The 16,430-nt window shown below is 47.7% G+C and carries 14 protein-coding genes and 1 pseudogene; 8 read left to right on the top strand and 7 right to left on the bottom strand.

From position 1 onward, the window contains the following. Positions 1-15: 15 nt before the first annotated feature. The 3 genes and pseudogenes from H9Q79_RS15210 to H9Q79_RS15200 all read left to right on the top strand — a co-directional run. Positions 16-581 (top strand): annotated as a pseudogene (locus H9Q79_RS15210) (IS110 family transposase); the annotation flags it as partial. Between the two features lie 240 nt (positions 582-821). Then, complete coding sequence (locus H9Q79_RS15205) at positions 822-1,946, top strand: GGDEF domain-containing protein (protein ID WP_118648317.1); 1,125 nt, start codon at positions 822-824, stop codon at positions 1,944-1,946. 154 nt (positions 1,947-2,100) lie between these two features. Beyond that, a complete protein-coding gene (locus tag H9Q79_RS15200) occupies positions 2,101-2,298 on the top strand; it encodes a hypothetical protein (RefSeq protein ID WP_118648315.1) in 198 nt (65 codons plus the stop codon). A gap of 88 nt (positions 2,299-2,386) precedes the next feature. On the opposite strand, the gene H9Q79_RS15195 is transcribed toward H9Q79_RS15200, so the two are convergent. After that, the gene (locus tag H9Q79_RS15195) at positions 2,387-3,118 is read right to left on the bottom strand and encodes a polysaccharide deacetylase family protein (RefSeq protein ID WP_118648313.1); all 732 of its coding nucleotides are present in this window, start codon (positions 3,116-3,118) and stop codon (positions 2,387-2,389) included. A gap of 153 nt (positions 3,119-3,271) precedes the next feature. Then, positions 3,272-4,519 (bottom strand): 6-phosphofructokinase, encoded by a 1,248-nt coding sequence (locus tag H9Q79_RS15190; RefSeq protein WP_249328673.1) that lies wholly within the window; start codon positions 4,517-4,519, stop codon positions 3,272-3,274. A gap of 222 nt (positions 4,520-4,741) precedes the next feature. Between H9Q79_RS15190 and H9Q79_RS15185 the strand changes: the two genes are divergently transcribed. Continuing rightward, entirely contained in the window at positions 4,742-5,389 is a 648-nt protein-coding gene (locus H9Q79_RS15185) for an L-rhamnose mutarotase (protein ID WP_249328672.1), read from the top strand. 181 nt (positions 5,390-5,570) lie between these two features. Here the strand turns inward: H9Q79_RS15185 and hisC are convergent, their stop codons facing one another. Genes hisC through trkA form a run of 3 tightly spaced genes read right to left on the bottom strand, consistent with a single transcriptional unit; the run spans position 5,571 to position 9,464 of the window. Then, positions 5,571-6,635: a histidinol-phosphate transaminase gene (hisC, locus tag H9Q79_RS15180; RefSeq protein WP_249328671.1), complete on the bottom strand. Its 1,065-nt coding sequence runs from the start codon at positions 6,633-6,635 to the stop codon at positions 5,571-5,573. A gap of 15 nt (positions 6,636-6,650) precedes the next feature. Next, on the bottom strand, positions 6,651-8,093 hold the full coding sequence (locus H9Q79_RS15175) for a TrkH family potassium uptake protein (RefSeq protein ID WP_118648307.1): 1,443 nt from the start codon (positions 8,091-8,093) through the stop codon (positions 6,651-6,653). A 12-nt stretch (positions 8,094-8,105) separates the two neighbouring features. Further along, entirely contained in the window at positions 8,106-9,464 is a 1,359-nt protein-coding gene (gene trkA, locus H9Q79_RS15170; RefSeq protein ID WP_249328670.1) for a Trk system potassium transporter TrkA, read from the bottom strand. A gap of 146 nt (positions 9,465-9,610) precedes the next feature. Here trkA and H9Q79_RS15165 point away from each other — a divergent pair, with 146 nt between their 5' ends. The 3 genes from H9Q79_RS15165 (at position 9,611) to H9Q79_RS15155 (ending at position 13,659) form a co-directional block, all read left to right on the top strand. Then, positions 9,611-9,895 carry a helix-turn-helix transcriptional regulator gene (locus tag H9Q79_RS15165; protein ID WP_118648305.1) on the top strand — a complete coding sequence of 95 codons (285 nt, stop codon included), beginning with the start codon at positions 9,611-9,613 and terminating at the stop codon, positions 9,893-9,895. 100 nt (positions 9,896-9,995) lie between these two features. Next, on the top strand, positions 9,996-11,837 hold the full coding sequence (recQ, locus tag H9Q79_RS15160) for a DNA helicase RecQ (RefSeq protein WP_249328669.1): 1,842 nt from the start codon (positions 9,996-9,998) through the stop codon (positions 11,835-11,837). Positions 11,838-11,922: 85 nt separating this feature from the next. Continuing rightward, the gene (locus tag H9Q79_RS15155; RefSeq protein WP_249328668.1) at positions 11,923-13,659 is read left to right on the top strand and encodes a S8 family peptidase; all 1,737 of its coding nucleotides are present in this window, start codon (positions 11,923-11,925) and stop codon (positions 13,657-13,659) included. Between the two features lie 156 nt (positions 13,660-13,815). Here the strand turns inward: H9Q79_RS15155 and H9Q79_RS15150 are convergent, their stop codons facing one another. Beyond that, positions 13,816-14,664: a DMT family transporter gene (locus H9Q79_RS15150; RefSeq protein WP_249328667.1), complete on the bottom strand. Its 849-nt coding sequence runs from the start codon at positions 14,662-14,664 to the stop codon at positions 13,816-13,818. 11 nt (positions 14,665-14,675) lie between these two features. Beyond that, positions 14,676-15,215, bottom strand: coding sequence for a prolyl-tRNA synthetase associated domain-containing protein (locus H9Q79_RS15145; RefSeq protein ID WP_249328666.1), 540 nt, complete (start codon positions 15,213-15,215; stop codon positions 14,676-14,678). A gap of 118 nt (positions 15,216-15,333) precedes the next feature. Here H9Q79_RS15145 and H9Q79_RS15140 point away from each other — a divergent pair, with 118 nt between their 5' ends. Next, positions 15,334-16,206: a LysR family transcriptional regulator gene (locus H9Q79_RS15140; RefSeq protein ID WP_118647610.1), complete on the top strand. Its 873-nt coding sequence runs from the start codon at positions 15,334-15,336 to the stop codon at positions 16,204-16,206. The last annotated feature ends 224 nt before the right edge of the window (positions 16,207-16,430 follow it).

Genomic DNA, 16,430 nt, shown 5'->3' with positions numbered 1-16,430 from the left:
AAAGGAGTTTTTACTATGAACGCTGTTGGTATTGATGTTTCCAAAGGAAAAGCACTGTCACTATCCGTAGACCGGGAAACGTGGTTGTTATGCCACCCTGTGATATCCCTCACACCCAATCTGCCATAAACTGCCTGATCGAGCAGCTCCTGAGCCTTGATGGTGAAACTAAAGTCTGTATGGAACATACCGGCAGGTACTATGAACCTGTTGCCACATGGCTTTCCGATGCAGGTCTCTTTGTCAGTGCTGTAAATCCCATCCTCATCAGGGATTTCGGTGATGACTCCCTCCGTACTCCCAAGACAGACAACGCGGATTCTAAGAAAATCGCACGTTATACTCTTGACCGTTGGGCAAAACTGAAGCAATATGGAAGCATGGACAAAACACGCAACCAATTAAAAACCATGAACCGGCAATTCGGATTCTATATGGCTCAGAAAACTGCAATGAAAAACAATCTTATTGCTCTTCTTGAACAGACTTATCCGGGAGCCAATGATTTCTTTGACAGCCCGGCCCGTAGCGACGGCAGCCAGAAATGGGTGGATTTTGTTCATACCTACTGGCATGTAGACTTATCTTTCATCCAGTATATCATTCAACCCCCGGAAAATCCATACTTTATCGCACAAAGCGGGCTGTATCCTTGGTTATTCCTGCCCTCCTCCCTGCACGTCAGTCCCTTTCTTTGCTGAGATTTCAAAAGTTCTCTTAAAAATGAAAGGAACTTGACAAACCCGGCGCCAGGCATTATTTTGTAAGCAGCACATCTTTAACTCACATAGAACTGACTTACAAGAAAGTATGGATATAATATGAATGATAATAACTACATATCACAAATTCAACAGGAATATGAGAAAATCAACTGCCGCTGGCTGAAGCTTCACAGAATGATTGCCCTGAGCTCCGCCATCGTTTCCCTTGCCATGGAAATCATAATGTTCTTTCTGCTCAATTCCATGAACGGGGGCATTACGGCATCGCCGGTTATCTACCTTGCAAAATATATTTTTACTCCCTGCGCGCTGAACATAATTTTCCTTATTCTCATCTATTTCGGTACCAGAAACCAGATCACCCCTATGCGCGTGAGAGAATATGTCGTTTCCCTGTGCTTTGTCGCGATCTGTTTTTCGCTGTTTTTTATACACAATATCTTTTCAGCCCTGTATTTACTGTTCGCGATTCCTATCATGATGACCACCGTTTACGGCAACTATCTTCTGACCACCATCACTGCGGCTGCAAGCCTTCTCGCTCTGACAGCCGGCGAACTGTGGATCACATGGGACCCCGATAAAGTAAGCGTACTAAACAGCGAAGACGCTTTTGTTAATTTTTTGATTTCTATTATTATCCTGACCGGCTTCTATTCTGCCAGTCTTGTCGTCATCCATTTTGAGCGCCAGAAGAATCAGGCCAGCATCACAAAAGAGCTGGAGCGGTATCAGATGCACCAGGAGCTTCTGACAGACCGTCTGACCGGACTTTACAACCGGACAGCCCTTCAGGAGGCCTTCAATGATCTGGAGACGAAAAGACTGCTGGATACCTGCCGCCTGGTAATGGTTGACATAGATAATTTTAAGACGATAAACGATACGCTGGGCCATCTCAAGGGCGATGAATGCCTGATAGCCTTCTCTTCTATCCTGAAAGAACGCTGTGCGCCTCATCCTGTCTACCGTTTCGGCGGCGATGAAATCTGTATCCTATTTCAGGGAATTTCCCTGGATCAGACACTGGCCATCTGCCGGGAGTCCAATCAGTCTCTGGAGGATTACTGTGCCCAAACTCTGGCAGGACTGCCCATATCCGCCAGTTTTGGAGTAGCATGCGGCCGCCCGGATCTGTCCCTCTACGAATTGCTGAAAAACGCAGACACCGCCCTTTATGAATCCAAAAAGCAAAAGGGCAGTATTTCCGTCTACCAGTAAAATTTTCTTCAGAAATGCCCTTCGGATAGTCTTTGCAGAACAGCGTAAGTTGTTCCTCCGGCTGTGAGCGCGTGCCTTTCAGGTATCCTGCGGGTATAATTTCCCAGATAACACACATACTGATTCTGACAAAATCACAACAGGAGGAATACACATGTCAGAAATCAAATCAGACGTAACCGGACTGCCACAATCCTGTAAAGCCGCAGCTGAACGGACGGCCGCTTTTCTTACTGAGGAAGACCGTTACGCCGACATCAGCGAATCCTGCCGTCAGAAAATCACGGAACTTGAGCAGGAGATCGGCAGCAAAACAGGAGAAAAAGTCGCTTTGGTAGCATATCACATTTAACAGTCCCTCTGAACACATTCAAACGGACATAGCCAGAGCCGCTGCGGCACTACAGCGGCTCTGGCTATTTTATTAACTGATTGGTTTATCATTTTGAATCAAACAGCCTGGATACAGGCACCAGGTCAAATCCCCGGCTCTGAAGCTCTGCAATAATTTCCTCCAGGGCCTCCGCGGTATACATCGCGCTGCTGCGGAAGATGACGATGCTTCCCTTACCCAGATCGTGGTGATTCAGAACCGTCTGGATGATAGAGTCCACGCCATAATCCTTCCAGTCCAGGCTGTCTACATTCCCCTGCACGGTGCGGTAACCACATCTCTCAGCATTTTCAATCACATGGTTATCATATTCCCCCAGAGGCGGACGGAACAGGGACATTTCATATCCGGTCAGCTTTTCTACCTGATTATGTACACTCATGAGCTCCTCCTGACATTCCCCATCAGAAAGCTGCCGCATATCAGCATAACTCTGCCCATAGTTCCCCAGCTCATGACCTGCCTCAGAGATTTCTTTCACCCGGTCCGGATACTGTTCCACCCATTCTCCGCTCACAAAGAAAGTCGCCTTCACCCCATTCCGCTTCAGAACAGCCAGAATCTCCTGTATATTTCCCTCTCCCCATACTGTATCAAAGCTCAGGGCCATCTGCTGTTTTTCCGTCTGGACACTGCAGACCGGGAATTTAGTTTCACTGGAAAGGTTCTGATTCACCTGAACCAGATCCCTTCCCAGATCTATTCCATACAGAAGTGTCAGGGCAACCATGGTCACCAGTCCGAACAGCACAACTCCCATCATATGATTTTTCCGCATACACTTCTCACGTTACTCTTTTGCATATATATATGCGGGTTTTGATTGTCCCTATACCTTATGGAACAGCATTGCTGTTCCCCCGCCCAGCAGGGCATGTATTACGGGGTGCCCTGCGGGTATACCTTATGGAACAGCATTGCTGTTCCCAGATTACCTCTGGCCCAGGTATCCCGGCTTGTACAGATGCCTGGGGATGCCATCCACCATAACCGGTGATACGTCTCCCTGGATCAGCGGGCGGACATAGGTCACGAATTCATCGGTCACGTACGTCCCCTCCTCGTTCACCCAGTTTCTCGGAACAAGCCGCTCGTCATTGGCAATCTTATGGACATCCTTCACCTCCGTCCCACACTGGTAGGGATCATCTGAAAGCCGGTTCAGCACGACCATCTTACCGGAATCGCCTTCATCTGCTGCTTTTACCGCCGCACCGCCTACCTGATAAGCTTCCAGAATATCCACACGGGAGCTGCAGTGAGACGCTGCCCGCTGCAGAGTGCTCAGCTCAATGGCACGGGTCTTGCAGCCAACCTCCCCTGCGATATAATTGGCCAGATAAGCGGCCGTCCCTGTTAACTGTTTATGACCAAAGGCATCTACAAAATCTGCCGTCTGTCCCAGTTCGCATACATAACGTCCATCCTCCAGACGGATTCCTTCTGAAACGGCCACAACCACCGACGTCTTTTCAGCAAGCAGCGCACGGATACGTTTCATAAATCCGCCCAGATCAAACGTCAGTTCCGGCAGATAAATCATATCCGGCCCCTGGCAGTCTTCCCCCTGGGCCAGCGCTGCCGCTCCGGTCAGCCATCCGGCATTCCTTCCCATGATCTCGATAATTGTTACCAGACCATTCTTATACTCCAGGCAAAAACTGTCCCTGATGATTTCCTTTACAGAAGTGCCGATGTATTTCGCCGCACTTCCGAATCCAGGCGTGTGATCCGTCAGCGCCAGGTCATTATCAATAGTCTTGGGACATCCGATAAATTTCTGGGAGTGCCCCTTTACAATTGCATAATCCGAGAGCTTCTTAATCGTATCCATGGAATCATTGCCGCCGATATAGATAAAGGCTTCTATCTCCAGCTTATTCAGGATTTCAAATATTTTATCGTAAAGTTCCATATTCTCATGGATTTCCGGAAGCTTGTACCGGCAGGAGCCCAGATAGGCCGCCGGCGTCCTTTTCAAAAGCTCCGCATCCAGCTCATTCGTAATATGCTCTGACAGGTCAATATAACGTTCCTCCAGCAGCCCCTGAATCCCATGAAGCATCCCGAACACCTTCCTGGCCCCCCGGTCCTTAGCAGTGCGGTAAACTCCGGCCAGACTCGAATTAATCGCCGCTGTAGGCCCTCCTGACTGCCCGACAATCACATTTCCCTTCATACATTCACCTCCATTTATACTTTGTGGAACAGCGTAAGCTGTTCCCCCGCCCGTCAGGGCATGTTTCACGGGGTGCCCCGCGGGTATGAGTTGATATTTCTATATTAGTGCATAAACACGGACATGTCCAGCACTTCCGTAAATCCGCCACAGCCCCCAAACAGCTTGCGCTGCCTGATAAGCTATGTTAAACTGTATAATCATAAAAATTAGGAGGTTACCATGGAAAGACATGCTATAGCCATGCGCATCAAGCCCGGCTGTTTCAATGAATACCGCAGGGGACTGGGCGAGATTTGGAGCTCTCTGACAACCGCCCTGGACCGCATCGGCATCAGGAATTTCAGCCTGTGGAATATAGAAGAGCTGATCTTCGGATACTGTGAAACCGAAGACGGCGTATCCCCGTCCGAAGGGGACTGGGAACTCTTCCGGAAGCTCGGAGCAGAAATGGGTGACACCTTCGAATGGATCTCCACACCAGGCGAACCCATGAGACTCATGTACCAGGATTTTGGAATTGTCAGAGAAAACAAAGAACTGATCCGCCACCGGGTATTTGCCACACGGCTCAAACCCGGCACACAGGAAGAGTACAAGCGCCGCCACGACGCTCTTGTAGAACAGCGGGGCAATACAGTCAATCCCGGACCAGACAGCAATTTTTCCATCTGGAACGCCGGAGACTACATATTCGGATACGATGAAATCGACATAACAATGGAAACCGCCGAAACCGAAGAAGACCGCCAGAATACCATCGCATGGGAAACAAAAATGCTGGAAATCATGAGCTGGTACACGGACGACGTAGACTGGATCACAGGCCTGCATCACAAACACATCCAAAAAATTGGCCACCACAACTAAATGGTTGGGTGGCGAGGTGGGGGTGGATACCCGGACGAAAAGCAACGGGAGAGCTCCAGGGGTTGCTGCCTGACGGGCAGACGGGGCTTCGGGCCGAAGCCTTCCATGGCGCCGCCCCGCTCCCCCCACCCTTTCGTCCAGGTATCCAAAACCCTCCCCCATCACCGATCAATTGGAAGATTTATTGTTCCCCCTTCAACCAGTTTCTCAGGAACTCAAACATTTTCTCCATCTGTTCTCTAGTTCCCACAGTGATTCTCAGATAGTTATCTATTCTCGGTTTTTCAAAGTATCTGACATATATGTGCTGTTCTCTCAGCGCCTGGTATATTTTTTTCGCCGGCACTGTTCTATGAGATGCAAAGATAAAATTCGCCTTTGAATCCTCAAAGACAAAGCCTAGCTGTGCCAGCACTTTTTTCGCCCATTCTCTTGTCTCGATGATCCTGCCGGTCATTTTTTTGAAATAATCGTCGTCTTTTACCGCTTCTGTTCCCAATGCCAGCGTCAGTTGATCCATTGTGTAGGAGTTGAAGGAATATTTGACGTCGTTCAGGTATGAAATCAGCTCTTCGTTGCCGATACAGAATCCGATTCTCATTCCGGCCATGGCGCGGGATTTTGAGAAGGTCTGCACTACCAGGAGGTTTTCATACTTTTCCAGCAGGGGAAGAGATGTTTCGGCTCCAAAGTCCACATAAGCCTCATCCACAATGACAACCACGTCCGGATTGTTACGGATCACGCGTTCGATAGCAGCCAGGGACAGCTCCTTTCCGGTGGGTGCGTTGGGGTTGGGGAATATTACTCCGCCGTTTTCGCAGAAGTAATCCTCAGGCACAATCTGGAAATGTTCATCCAACGGCACCTGCCGGTAGGGAATTCGGAATTCTTCAGCCCACACATCGTAAAAAGAATAGGTTATGTCTGGAAACAGAATCGGACGGTCCGAGTTGAAAAATGTCAGAAAGGCCATCGCCAGCACATCATCAGAACCCACTCCCACGAAAACTTGTGAAGGCTTTACCCGGTAATATTCCGCAAGAGCCTCCACCAAGACTGCCGCGGACGGATCTGGATACAGGCGCAGGCGGTCCGGATCAAACTGCTTCAGCGCCTTCAGCACGCCGGGAGCCGGTGGGTAAGGATTCTCATTTGTATTCAGCTTTATCATTCCAGCCTGGTCAGGCTGCTCTCCTGGCACATAAGGTACTACCCTCCGCACGTTTTCTCTCCAGTCATTCATCGTCATTTCCTCCTTTTAGCCTCTCTTTTTCCAGGTAGACGGGCAGAACAGTATCAGAACAGGGAAAAGCTCCAGCCTTCCCGCAATCATGTCAAAAATCAGCACTGCCTTTGACACGACCCCGTAAGCCGCGTAGTTGCTCATCGGCCCCACCAGATCCATACCGGGACCAATATTATTCAGCGTGGCTGCCACCGCAGTAAAATTCGTCTCCAGTGAAAATTCATTAAAACTGATAATCAGTACCGAAACCGCAAAAATCACCATATATGTGATAAAAAACACATTAATGGAACGCATTACCTCATGTTCCACAGGATGGCCGTCCATTTTGATCTTCTTAATACTTCTCGGATGAGCGATGGACTGCAGCTCCTTTCGTATGGTCTTAACCAGCAGCAGCATCCTGGATACCTTAATACCGCCCCCTGTGCTGCCCGCGCACGCTCCGATAAACATCAGAAGTACGAGTACATATTTCGACAGCTCCGGCCACAGGTTAAAGTCAGTGGTTGAAAATCCCGTTGTTGTAATAATACTTCCCACCTGGAAAGAGGCATTGCGGAACGCCTCCGAAAAGGATGAATACATGCTTCCAATATTCCAGGTAATGATTCCGATCGCCACCGCGATCACGACGAAATATGCCCTCACTTCTTCCATCCCGAAGGCCGCTCCAGCCTTCTTGCAGAGAATCAGATAATAAAAAGTGAAGTTGACTCCGAACAAGATCATAAAGACCGTGATAATCCATTGCTGAACCGGCGTATAAGCCGCACAGCTGGCATTCAGCACCCCGAAGCCTCCGGTCCCTGCGCTCCCGAAGGAAATACACATGGCGTCAAACCATTGCATCCCCGTCAACAGGAGCAGGACAATCTGTACAATTGTCATCACAATATAGATCTTATACAGCAGGATTGCCGTGTTGCGGACCCTCGGCACAAATTTTGAGACGGACGGCCCCGGGCTTTCTGCCCGCATCAGGTTCATCTGCGATCCGTTTTTCACCGGAATCAGCATCAGAATAAACACAAGGACTCCCATCCCGCCGATCCAGTGAGAAAAGCTTCTCCAGAACAGGCTGGTATGGGAGAGCGCCTCCACATCTGTCAGAATCGAAGCTCCCGTTGTCGTAAAGCCGGAGACTATCTCGAACAGCGCGTCAATCAGCGACGGAATCTCCTTCGTCATCACAAAGGGGATCGCCCCAAACAGACTCATAACACCCCAGGACATGGCTACTGCCGCAAATCCATCTTTCTGATAGATCTCTGTATTTTTCGGCTTTTTTACTGAGCCAAGGAATCCGATTGCCAGACAGACCACCATCCAGATCAGATAGCTGATTCCCTCTTTTTCCTGGTACATCAGGGCGATTATACAGGGAAGGCTGAGAATCGCGCCTTCTACCTTCAGCACCCAGGCCAGAATATAGCGAATCATTGCATAATTCATTCCGATATCCCCCTATTTCTCCAGAATATCATGGATATCCTGAAACCCGCTGTTGGTTGTTACGACTATGACGGAATCACCCGGCTGGAATTCATCCTGGCCGCCGGGTATGATAAATTTACCCTTACGCCCGATTCCGGCTATCAGCAGATTTTTCTTTAGCCTCATATCCTGGAACTTAATCCCGGTCATCTTTGACAAGGGGTTGATGATGAATTCCAGTGCCTCTACTCGTCCGTCCATGAGCTTATACAGCGTCTCCACATTGCTTCCGACACTATTTCTCATGGCCCGGACGTACTGTAAGATATATTCTGCGGTTATATTTTTAGGATATATCAAGCTGTCCAGATTCAGGCTGTGAATCACATCGTTAAAATCCAGATGATTCAGCTTCGTCACAACCTTAGACTTCACTTTTCCTTTGGCATACAGCGATAAGATAATGTTCTCCTCGTCAATATCCGTGCTGGCCACCAGGGCATCCATCTGCTCCAGATGCTCCTCATTCAGCAGATCCTGGTCACTCCCATCTCCATAAATAATCGTAGCTTTTGGCAGTAACTCACTCAGCTCCTCGCAGCGCATTCGGTTCTTCTCTATAATTTTCACCTGAATCCCCATGCTCAGCAAAATCACCGTCAGGTAATACGTAATCTCGCCCCCGCCGATGATCAGGGCATTCTTCACCTGATTGGTATGAATGCCGATTCTGTGGAAAAATACGCTGGCATTGCCCGGTATCGCGATGATAGACAAAATGTCTCCCGCCTGTATGGAAAAATCCCCATCCGGAATGACGACCTCTTCCTTCCGCTCTGCCGCGCAGACCAGCACATCCAGCTGAAGCTGCTGAGGCAGATTCTTCAGCGCGTGGCCGATCAGTGAAGAGCTCTCCGGGACTTTAAAACGCAACATTTCGATCCTGCCCTTTGAAAAACTGTCAATATCAATCGCGGATGGAAATCTCAGCAGCCGCGCGATCTCCTGCGCGGCCGCGTATTCCGGGTTGATCGTCATGGATAGCCCCAGCTCTCTCCTGATAAACTCTCTCTCCGCAGAATAAACAGGATTCCTGATGCGGGCGATTGTATGACAGTTCGCCGCTTTTTTTGCCACGACGCAGCAAAGGAGATTCACCTCATCACTGTGCGTAACAGCAATTAAAATATCAGTATGCTCAATATCAGCATCCGCCAGCACATGATAGCTGGTGCCATTTCCTACAATTCCCATAACATCATAAATGGTGGATACGTTCCTGACCATGTCCGCGTTAATATCCACCACTGTTACATTATTATCTTCTCTTGATAGCTGGGCCGTCAAAGCTCTCCCGACTTTTCCGCAGCCAACAATTATAATCTGCATGACTACTCCCTTTCCCTCCGCTGAAATGTTGTAACCTATTATAGCATATTTGCTCGAAAAGGGAATAGATTTTGAGGAATTTAAAAAGCCTTGACATTCGTATCATATATGATACAATAGATACAGTAAATTCCGGAGGTCCACCCATGAAAAGAGATATGGATTTTATATATACATCGGATCACGAAGAGATTCTCATAGAGCACACGCAGCAGAGGACCAGAGCCGGTGTCATCAGCCAGTACATCCGCTGCCGGCGGGAGCTGCATATGACGCAGGAGGAACTGGCCAGGCGATCGGGCATATCCAGGCCGAACATCGCCAGATTTGAAAGCGGTAACTATAACCCTTCCCTGGAAATGATGGTGAGAATCGCCGCCGCACTCGGCATGCGTCTCCAGATCTCATTGGAAAAAGCTTCGCCCCTCTGACACCTGCCGGCTGGAAGACATGACGCACAGCAATTACAAAAGCATCCGCAACGGTACGATACCAGGCGCGGATGGATAACAGGAGGAACCCTACCCATCTATGACTAAAGAAGAAGCATTAAAAAAATACTTTGGCTACGACTCCTTTCGTGCCGGCCAGGAAGCGCTTGTCGACGGCATACTTCAGGGACGGGATGTCTGCGGTATCATGCCCACAGGCGCCGGTAAATCTCTGTGCTATCAGATTCCCGCCCTGCTGCTGCCCGGCATTACCCTGGTCATCTCGCCCCTCATTTCTCTCATGAAGGATCAGGTGACCACACTCAATCAGGCCGGCGTCCATGCTGCCTTCCTGAACAGCTCCCTCACCGCCGGCCAATACCGTGCCGCCATCTCCAATATGGCCAACGGCCAGTACAAGATCGTATATGTAGCGCCTGAACGCCTGCACACGGAATCTTTTCTGCGCGCCATTAAACAAATACATATCTCCCTGATCAGCGTTGATGAAGCCCACTGTATCTCCCAGTGGGGCCAGGACTTCAGGCCCAGCTACCTGAAAATTTCTGATTTTACAGAGCTCCTGGATGACCGGCCTGTCATCGCCGCCTTCACCGCAACCGCGACTAAGGAGGTGCGCGACGACATCTTGGTACTTCTCGGCCTGAGAGACCCTCTGCAGATAACCACCGGATTTAACCGGAAGAATCTGCGCTTCCTCGTCCAGAAGCCCCAGAACAAATGGAACGCTGCCATGAAGATGGTCAGGGAGCACGAAGGGGAATGCGGGATCATTTACTGCCTGACCCGCAAGACGGTGGAGGAAGTCTGTTCAGAATTGATCAAAAATGGCTACTCGGCCACACGTTATCACGCCGGCTTAAGCGATGAAGAACGCCGTCATAACCAGGAGGATTTCCTCTATGACCGGAAACAGATCATGGTAGCCACCAACGCTTTCGGTATGGGTATCGACAAATCCAACGTTCGATATGTCCTCCACTATAATATGCCGAAGAATATAGAGAGTTATTATCAGGAGGCGGGAAGAGCCGGCAGGGATGGGCTTCCCTCAGACTGTATCCTTCTTTATTCCGGGCAGGATGTGGTCACCAACCAGTTTTTCATAGATAAGATGGAGCCTGCGGAGGATTCCGACCCGGAGACCGCTGCCCAGATCAGGGAGCGGGAAAGAGAACGGCTCAGGAAGATGACCTTCTACTGCTTTACCAGCGACTGCCTGAGAGACTACATACTGCGGTATTTTGGAGAATACGGGGACAGCTACTGCGGGAATTGTTCCAACTGCCTGACAAAATTTGAAGAACTGGATATCACACAGACAGCCCGGAACCTCATCAGCTTTATCAGAGAAAGCCCCAGGCCCTATGGCCTTGTCACTGTCACAGACGCACTGCACGGCAGCGGAAGCTCAAAGATCCTCCGTGCAGGTCTGAACAGGAACCCCTACTACGGAAGCTGCGCTTCCACTCCCCTGTATCAACTCCGCCAGGTTGCCAACCACCTGGTTCTGCACGACTATCTATGCGTATCCGATGGGGATTATCCGGTTGTAACGCTGACAGAAGCGGCCCGCAGTATTCTCAGCGGAGGACAGATTTTCATGAAAATAGCTCAGAAGCCCCTTCAAGACACCTCTGAAAAGGAGACATCAAAAGCTAAGAAGGGGACAAAGTCTTCCGTTCAGGGTGATATGGACCGGGATCTGTTCGAAAACCTCCGCCTCCTCAGGCTGGAGATCGCCAAAGCGGAAAAAGTCCCCCCTTACATCATATTTTCCGACAAAACCCTGGTTCAGATGTGTATCCTGAAACCAGCATCCAAAGAGGCCATGCTCCAGGTATCCGGCGTGGGCGAGATGAAATACGCAAAATATGGAGAAAAATTTCTTTCCGCCCTCAGGGATTATTCACGGGCCTAAATTCCTTCATACAGAAATAAGATCAACTGAAATACCTCTGGCGATCCCGGAATAGATTTAAAGTAAAACAACAAAGAGGCATAGTATGCCCAGCCAAAAAATCGAAAACCTGTTAAACCTGGCACTGGACGCCACGCCGGAGGAGCGGCGCAAGTCCCTGCAGCTGGATGTGGGATATGACGAATCGGACAGGACTTATGAAGTCCTGATACAGTACCAGGGAGACATTTCTTTCCTGACAGAGGCTTCCGTGGAATACACTCTTCTTTTCGGTAATTACGCCATCCTGCGCTTGCCCGCCGAGCTGGTGGAGCCTGTCAGCCTCCTGCCTCAGATCACATATATGGAAAAACCCAAACGCCTGTATTTTGCCGCATCCAACGGAAGGGCTTCCTCCTGTATCAATCCTTTGCAGTCCGGGATTTCCGGATTATTCGGCGCAGGGGTTCTGGTCGCCTGCATTGACTCTGGAATTGATTACACTCATCCCGATTTCCGCAATCCAGACGGTACTACCCGCCTTCTGTATTTATGGGATCAGACCATACCTGGAGCTCCGCCTCAGGGCTACCATACCGGCACCCTCTATGACGCCGTCCAGATCAATGAAGCCCTGGCCGCTTCGGATTCTGCCGAACGGTACCGCCTGGTTCCCAGCAGAGATTTGAGCGGCCACGGTACCGCCGTAATGGGCATAGCAGCAGGGAACGGCCTTTCCAGCGGCGGCGCCCTCAGGGGCATTGCTTCAGAAAGTCCCCTGGTTGTTGTCAAGCTTGGAACCCCGGAGCCAGGCAGTTTTCCTCGCACTACTCAGCTCATGCAGGCTCTTGACTACGTAATCCGTCTGTCTCTGGAGCTCCAGATTCCCACCGCAATCAATATCAGTTTTGGCAACAGCTACGGTTCACACGGCGGAGATTCCCTGATATCAACTTATATCAACACTGCCTCCAGTCTGGGGCAGAATGTAGTCTGCATTGGCACCGGCAATGAAGGCATCAGCGGCAATCATACTTCAGGACAGCTTGCAGAGGGTATCCCCTATGATGTGGAAGTGAGCATAGGCCAGTATGAGCCCACTACAAATGTGCAGATATGGAAGAACTATGTAGATACCATTGATGTCCAGATTATACATCCGAACGGCACCGCCGTGGGTCCGATACAGCCGATACTGGGGCCTCTGCGCCTGCGTCTACAGAACACAGAGCTTCTTACTTTTTACGGAATGCCCAGCCCCTTCTCCACTTCTCAGGAAATTTACATTGATTTCATCCCGGCCGGCGATCAATCCTATATAGACAGCGGCAACTGGATAATACGTCTCATTCCCCGCCGGATTGTGGACGGTAATTTTCACATGTGGCTGCCCGGGGGCGGCACCATGGGGACAGACACGCGTTTTTACAGGTCAAACCCTGAAACCACTCTGACCATCCCTTCCACTTCCCGCCGCCCAATTTCAGTAGGAGCCTATAATTCCGCTCTCCAGTCCTATGCGGATTTCTCCGGCCGCGGCTTCACCCGCAGCTTCCAGGAAATAAAACCAGATCTGGTTGCGCCGGGAGTTAATATTCAATCCACCAAAAGCGGCGGCGGCTATGGCGCCTTCACAGGAACCTCATTTGCCACCCCATTCGTGACCGGAGCGGCCGCCCTTATGATGGAATGGGGAATCATTCGGGGAAACGATCCCTTTCTCTATGGCGAAAAAGTCAAATCCTATCTGATCAAAGGCGCCCGCCATCTGCCAGGCTATGAAGTCTGGCCCAACCCACAGTTAGGCTGGGGAACATTATGTCTACGGGATTCACTGCCATGACCAGCGTTTAACATATACAAGATCAAAATTAAATTATTTTTAAAAACTAAATCTCTCTATAAACACAACATTTACAAGACTTTTCGCTTTAATTAAGTTTATTTTAATGTATTTTCCCTTGTTTTTGCCCTTATGAGCAGAAATAAGGGAAATTTTTTATTTATAACATTCTCCCAAAAGCGCACCACCAATAATCAGTATCGCACCGACTATCTGTAATGGAAACATTGTTTCTCCGAGTATAAGCGCTGCAAGAATTACCGCTGAAAGCGGCTCTATGTACCCACATATTGCAACTGTTTGAACAGGCAATTTACCGATAGAGGAAAAATAAAAATAACAGCCTAAACTTGTATTGATAAGTCCCAATACTATTACCCATATTAAATCCGTTTCCGATACGGAGATTTTGTATCCCGTTTTGAAACCCACAAAAACTGCAACAGTCAGAAAACTCACCAAAAGTTGAATGGTAGAGTTTTTGAGTCCCCGTACCTTTTTTGATTTTTTATTGAGAATTACCATAAAGGAATACATAACCGCAGACATTAAGCCACAGAATACGCCAAAGATATTTATCTTTTCGCCCGCTACAGTTCCATTTATTAAGAAAATACCGACAAGCACCTCTATAAAACCGATGATTTTATAAAGGGTTAGCTTTTCTTTGAATAGTAAAGGCGATAGAGCCATTACAATGACCGGACCGCAATAATAAGATAGCGAAGCAAGACTTACACCTATTTGGTTATATGCTTCATAAAGGAACATCCAGCTTATTCCCATAGCTACACCCGAAAGAACAATAAACAAAATATCTTTTTTTTCTTTCGTAAAAGTTATCTTTTGTCGGGCAGCAGCAAAAATTCCAATCATAAGCAAACTGCCGATAAGCGTTCTCAAAAATACGATTTCATAGCTTGATAAATGAATGTTACTTGCCACAATTCCGTTTGAGCCGAATAGCAACAATGCGAAAATATACTTAAAGTAGGCTTTTTTCATATTGTTATCATTTACACCTCTACAAACAATATGGTATGCTTTGTAAAAGGCACAAATTTTTGCAGAATATCTTCGGTCTTAATTTTCATATAACCGGTAGTTGTACCGTCACTGCATCCGTAATATTCTTCCTTCAAAACATCCTTATCAAAGACTAACTGAACATCGTCTGCATTTTCGAGCAAGGCACTGAATACAGTTGCCGCACCGATTTCGGTGCCAAGCATTTCATTCATTTTTTCAGCCGGAGCAAAAGAAAGGCGGGAAATTCCGAGCGCAGCACTAAATTTTTTGGAGCGAAATGGTTTATCTTCACAAGTGATAAAAAGATAAAACATTGTCTGCTGTCTGTTACACAGAAACAGCGTTTTTACCATTTTCATATCAAGTTTTTCATTTATTGCTATACAATCCTCCATAGTAATTGCTTTATCCGTATCGACTCGCTCAAATGGGATATTTAACTCCGATAGTATAGCATACACCTTTTCTTGAAGCTCCGTTTCTATTTTTGATGGTTTTGCTATTTGAATATCGCTAACATAAAACATAGGATTTACCTCGTTGTATTGACTTTTATTTTTTATAATATATCATAATAATAAGCATTCAAAAAGCGAATGTTTGTCATAATTGAAATCACTAAATCGCATAACAGGAGATAACAATATGGATATGAACATCCAAAAATATATGGCATTTATAAAAACAGTAGAGCGCGGAAGTTTTACAAAGGCGGCAGAAATACTGAATTATTCGCAATCGGGCATCAGCCGAATGATTGGTGATTTGGAAAAAGAGTGGAAAGTATCCTTGCTAGAACGTAACCGCACTGGCGTAAAGCTTACTTCAGATGGTACGAAACTGCTTCCATACGCAAGAAATGTATGCGAAGAATATATGAAGCTGCAAATGCAAGTAGATGACCTAAACGGACTTCAATCCGGTCTTATCCGCATTGGTACAATTTCAAGTATTGCAACTCATTGGCTGCCGAATATCATCGCTGAGTTTCAAAAGAAATACCCGAATATTAACTATGAGTTACTGCTTGGTCACTATGCAGATATTGAAGCGTGGATAAACGAAGGAAGAGTTGATGTTGGTTTTACAAGAGTTCCAACACACTCCGATTTGGAAATGGAGTTTTTGGAACAAGACAAGTTGCTCGTTGTACTTCCCGAAAATCATCCTCTCAGCAGTTGTGATAAATTTCCCGCTTCTGCATTGGCGGAATATCCTTTTATGCTACTTGAAAAGGGAGAAAAAGCGGAAATATCGGAAATCTTTGAACGCTGTGGAATTACTCCCCACATTCAATTTATAACAGTTGATGATTACGCCATAATGTCTATGGTGGAAAAAGGACTTGGTATTAGCATTTTGCCAGAGCTTATTTTGAGAAGAACGCCGTATCGTATTATTACAAAAGAGATTGATGCGCCATCCTTTAGAAAATTGGGTCTTGCAATGAGGGACAGAAAAAATGTTTCCCTTGCAGTAAAAAGATTTTTAGAATATTTAGACTGCAGAAACATCTAACAGAACAGTTCTGTTTCTAAAAGCATAAAACTTCTAATTGTAACGCCTATATCTGCTAAAATCGGACAGCTAATATAAAACCATTAACACCCAAAAACAAACCTTAAAAAGCCTTGCATAGCAAGGAAAAAAACAAAGGGTCGTAGTTATCTCTGTCTGCTTGTCAATGCCGGTAAGGCAGCGGTGCAGCTTGCCCTCAATCATCGTTGTGGTGTAGGCTGCCT

Origin of the sequence: Wansuia hejianensis (assembly GCF_014337215.1) — a bacterium.
GTDB classification, from domain to species: domain Bacteria; phylum Bacillota; class Clostridia; order Lachnospirales; family Lachnospiraceae; genus Scatomonas; species Scatomonas hejianensis.
The sequence above is the reverse complement of the archived record's forward strand: the minus strand, read 5'-3'. Positions and strand labels throughout refer to the sequence as shown.

What these genes read in the sequence shown, in the direction of transcription:
- recQ (WP_249328669.1), top strand. Translation starts at nt 9,996, where the DNA reads ATGACTAAAGAAGAAGCATTAAAAAAATACTTTGGCTACGACTCCTTT.
- H9Q79_RS15205 (WP_118648317.1), top strand. Translation starts at nt 822, where the DNA reads ATGAATGATAATAACTACATATCACAAATTCAACAGGAATATGAGAAA.
- H9Q79_RS15175 (WP_118648307.1), bottom strand. Translation starts at nt 8,093, where the DNA reads ATGAATTATGCAATGATTCGCTATATTCTGGCCTGGGTGCTGAAGGTA.
- H9Q79_RS15150 (WP_249328667.1), bottom strand. Translation starts at nt 14,664, where the DNA reads ATGAAAAAAGCCTACTTTAAGTATATTTTCGCATTGTTGCTATTCGGC.
- H9Q79_RS15165 (WP_118648305.1), top strand. Translation starts at nt 9,611, where the DNA reads ATGAAAAGAGATATGGATTTTATATATACATCGGATCACGAAGAGATT.
- H9Q79_RS15185 (WP_249328672.1), top strand. Translation starts at nt 4,742, where the DNA reads ATGGAAAGACATGCTATAGCCATGCGCATCAAGCCCGGCTGTTTCAAT.
- H9Q79_RS15200 (WP_118648315.1), top strand. Translation starts at nt 2,101, where the DNA reads ATGTCAGAAATCAAATCAGACGTAACCGGACTGCCACAATCCTGTAAA.
- trkA (WP_249328670.1), bottom strand. Translation starts at nt 9,464, where the DNA reads ATGCAGATTATAATTGTTGGCTGCGGAAAAGTCGGGAGAGCTTTGACG.
- hisC (WP_249328671.1), bottom strand. Translation starts at nt 6,635, where the DNA reads ATGAATGACTGGAGAGAAAACGTGCGGAGGGTAGTACCTTATGTGCCA.
- H9Q79_RS15190 (WP_249328673.1), bottom strand. Translation starts at nt 4,519, where the DNA reads ATGAAGGGAAATGTGATTGTCGGGCAGTCAGGAGGGCCTACAGCGGCG.
- H9Q79_RS15145 (WP_249328666.1), bottom strand. Translation starts at nt 15,215, where the DNA reads ATGTTTTATGTTAGCGATATTCAAATAGCAAAACCATCAAAAATAGAA.
- H9Q79_RS15140 (WP_118647610.1), top strand. Translation starts at nt 15,334, where the DNA reads ATGGATATGAACATCCAAAAATATATGGCATTTATAAAAACAGTAGAG.
- H9Q79_RS15155 (WP_249328668.1), top strand. Translation starts at nt 11,923, where the DNA reads ATGCCCAGCCAAAAAATCGAAAACCTGTTAAACCTGGCACTGGACGCC.
- H9Q79_RS15195 (WP_118648313.1), bottom strand. Translation starts at nt 3,118, where the DNA reads ATGCGGAAAAATCATATGATGGGAGTTGTGCTGTTCGGACTGGTGACC.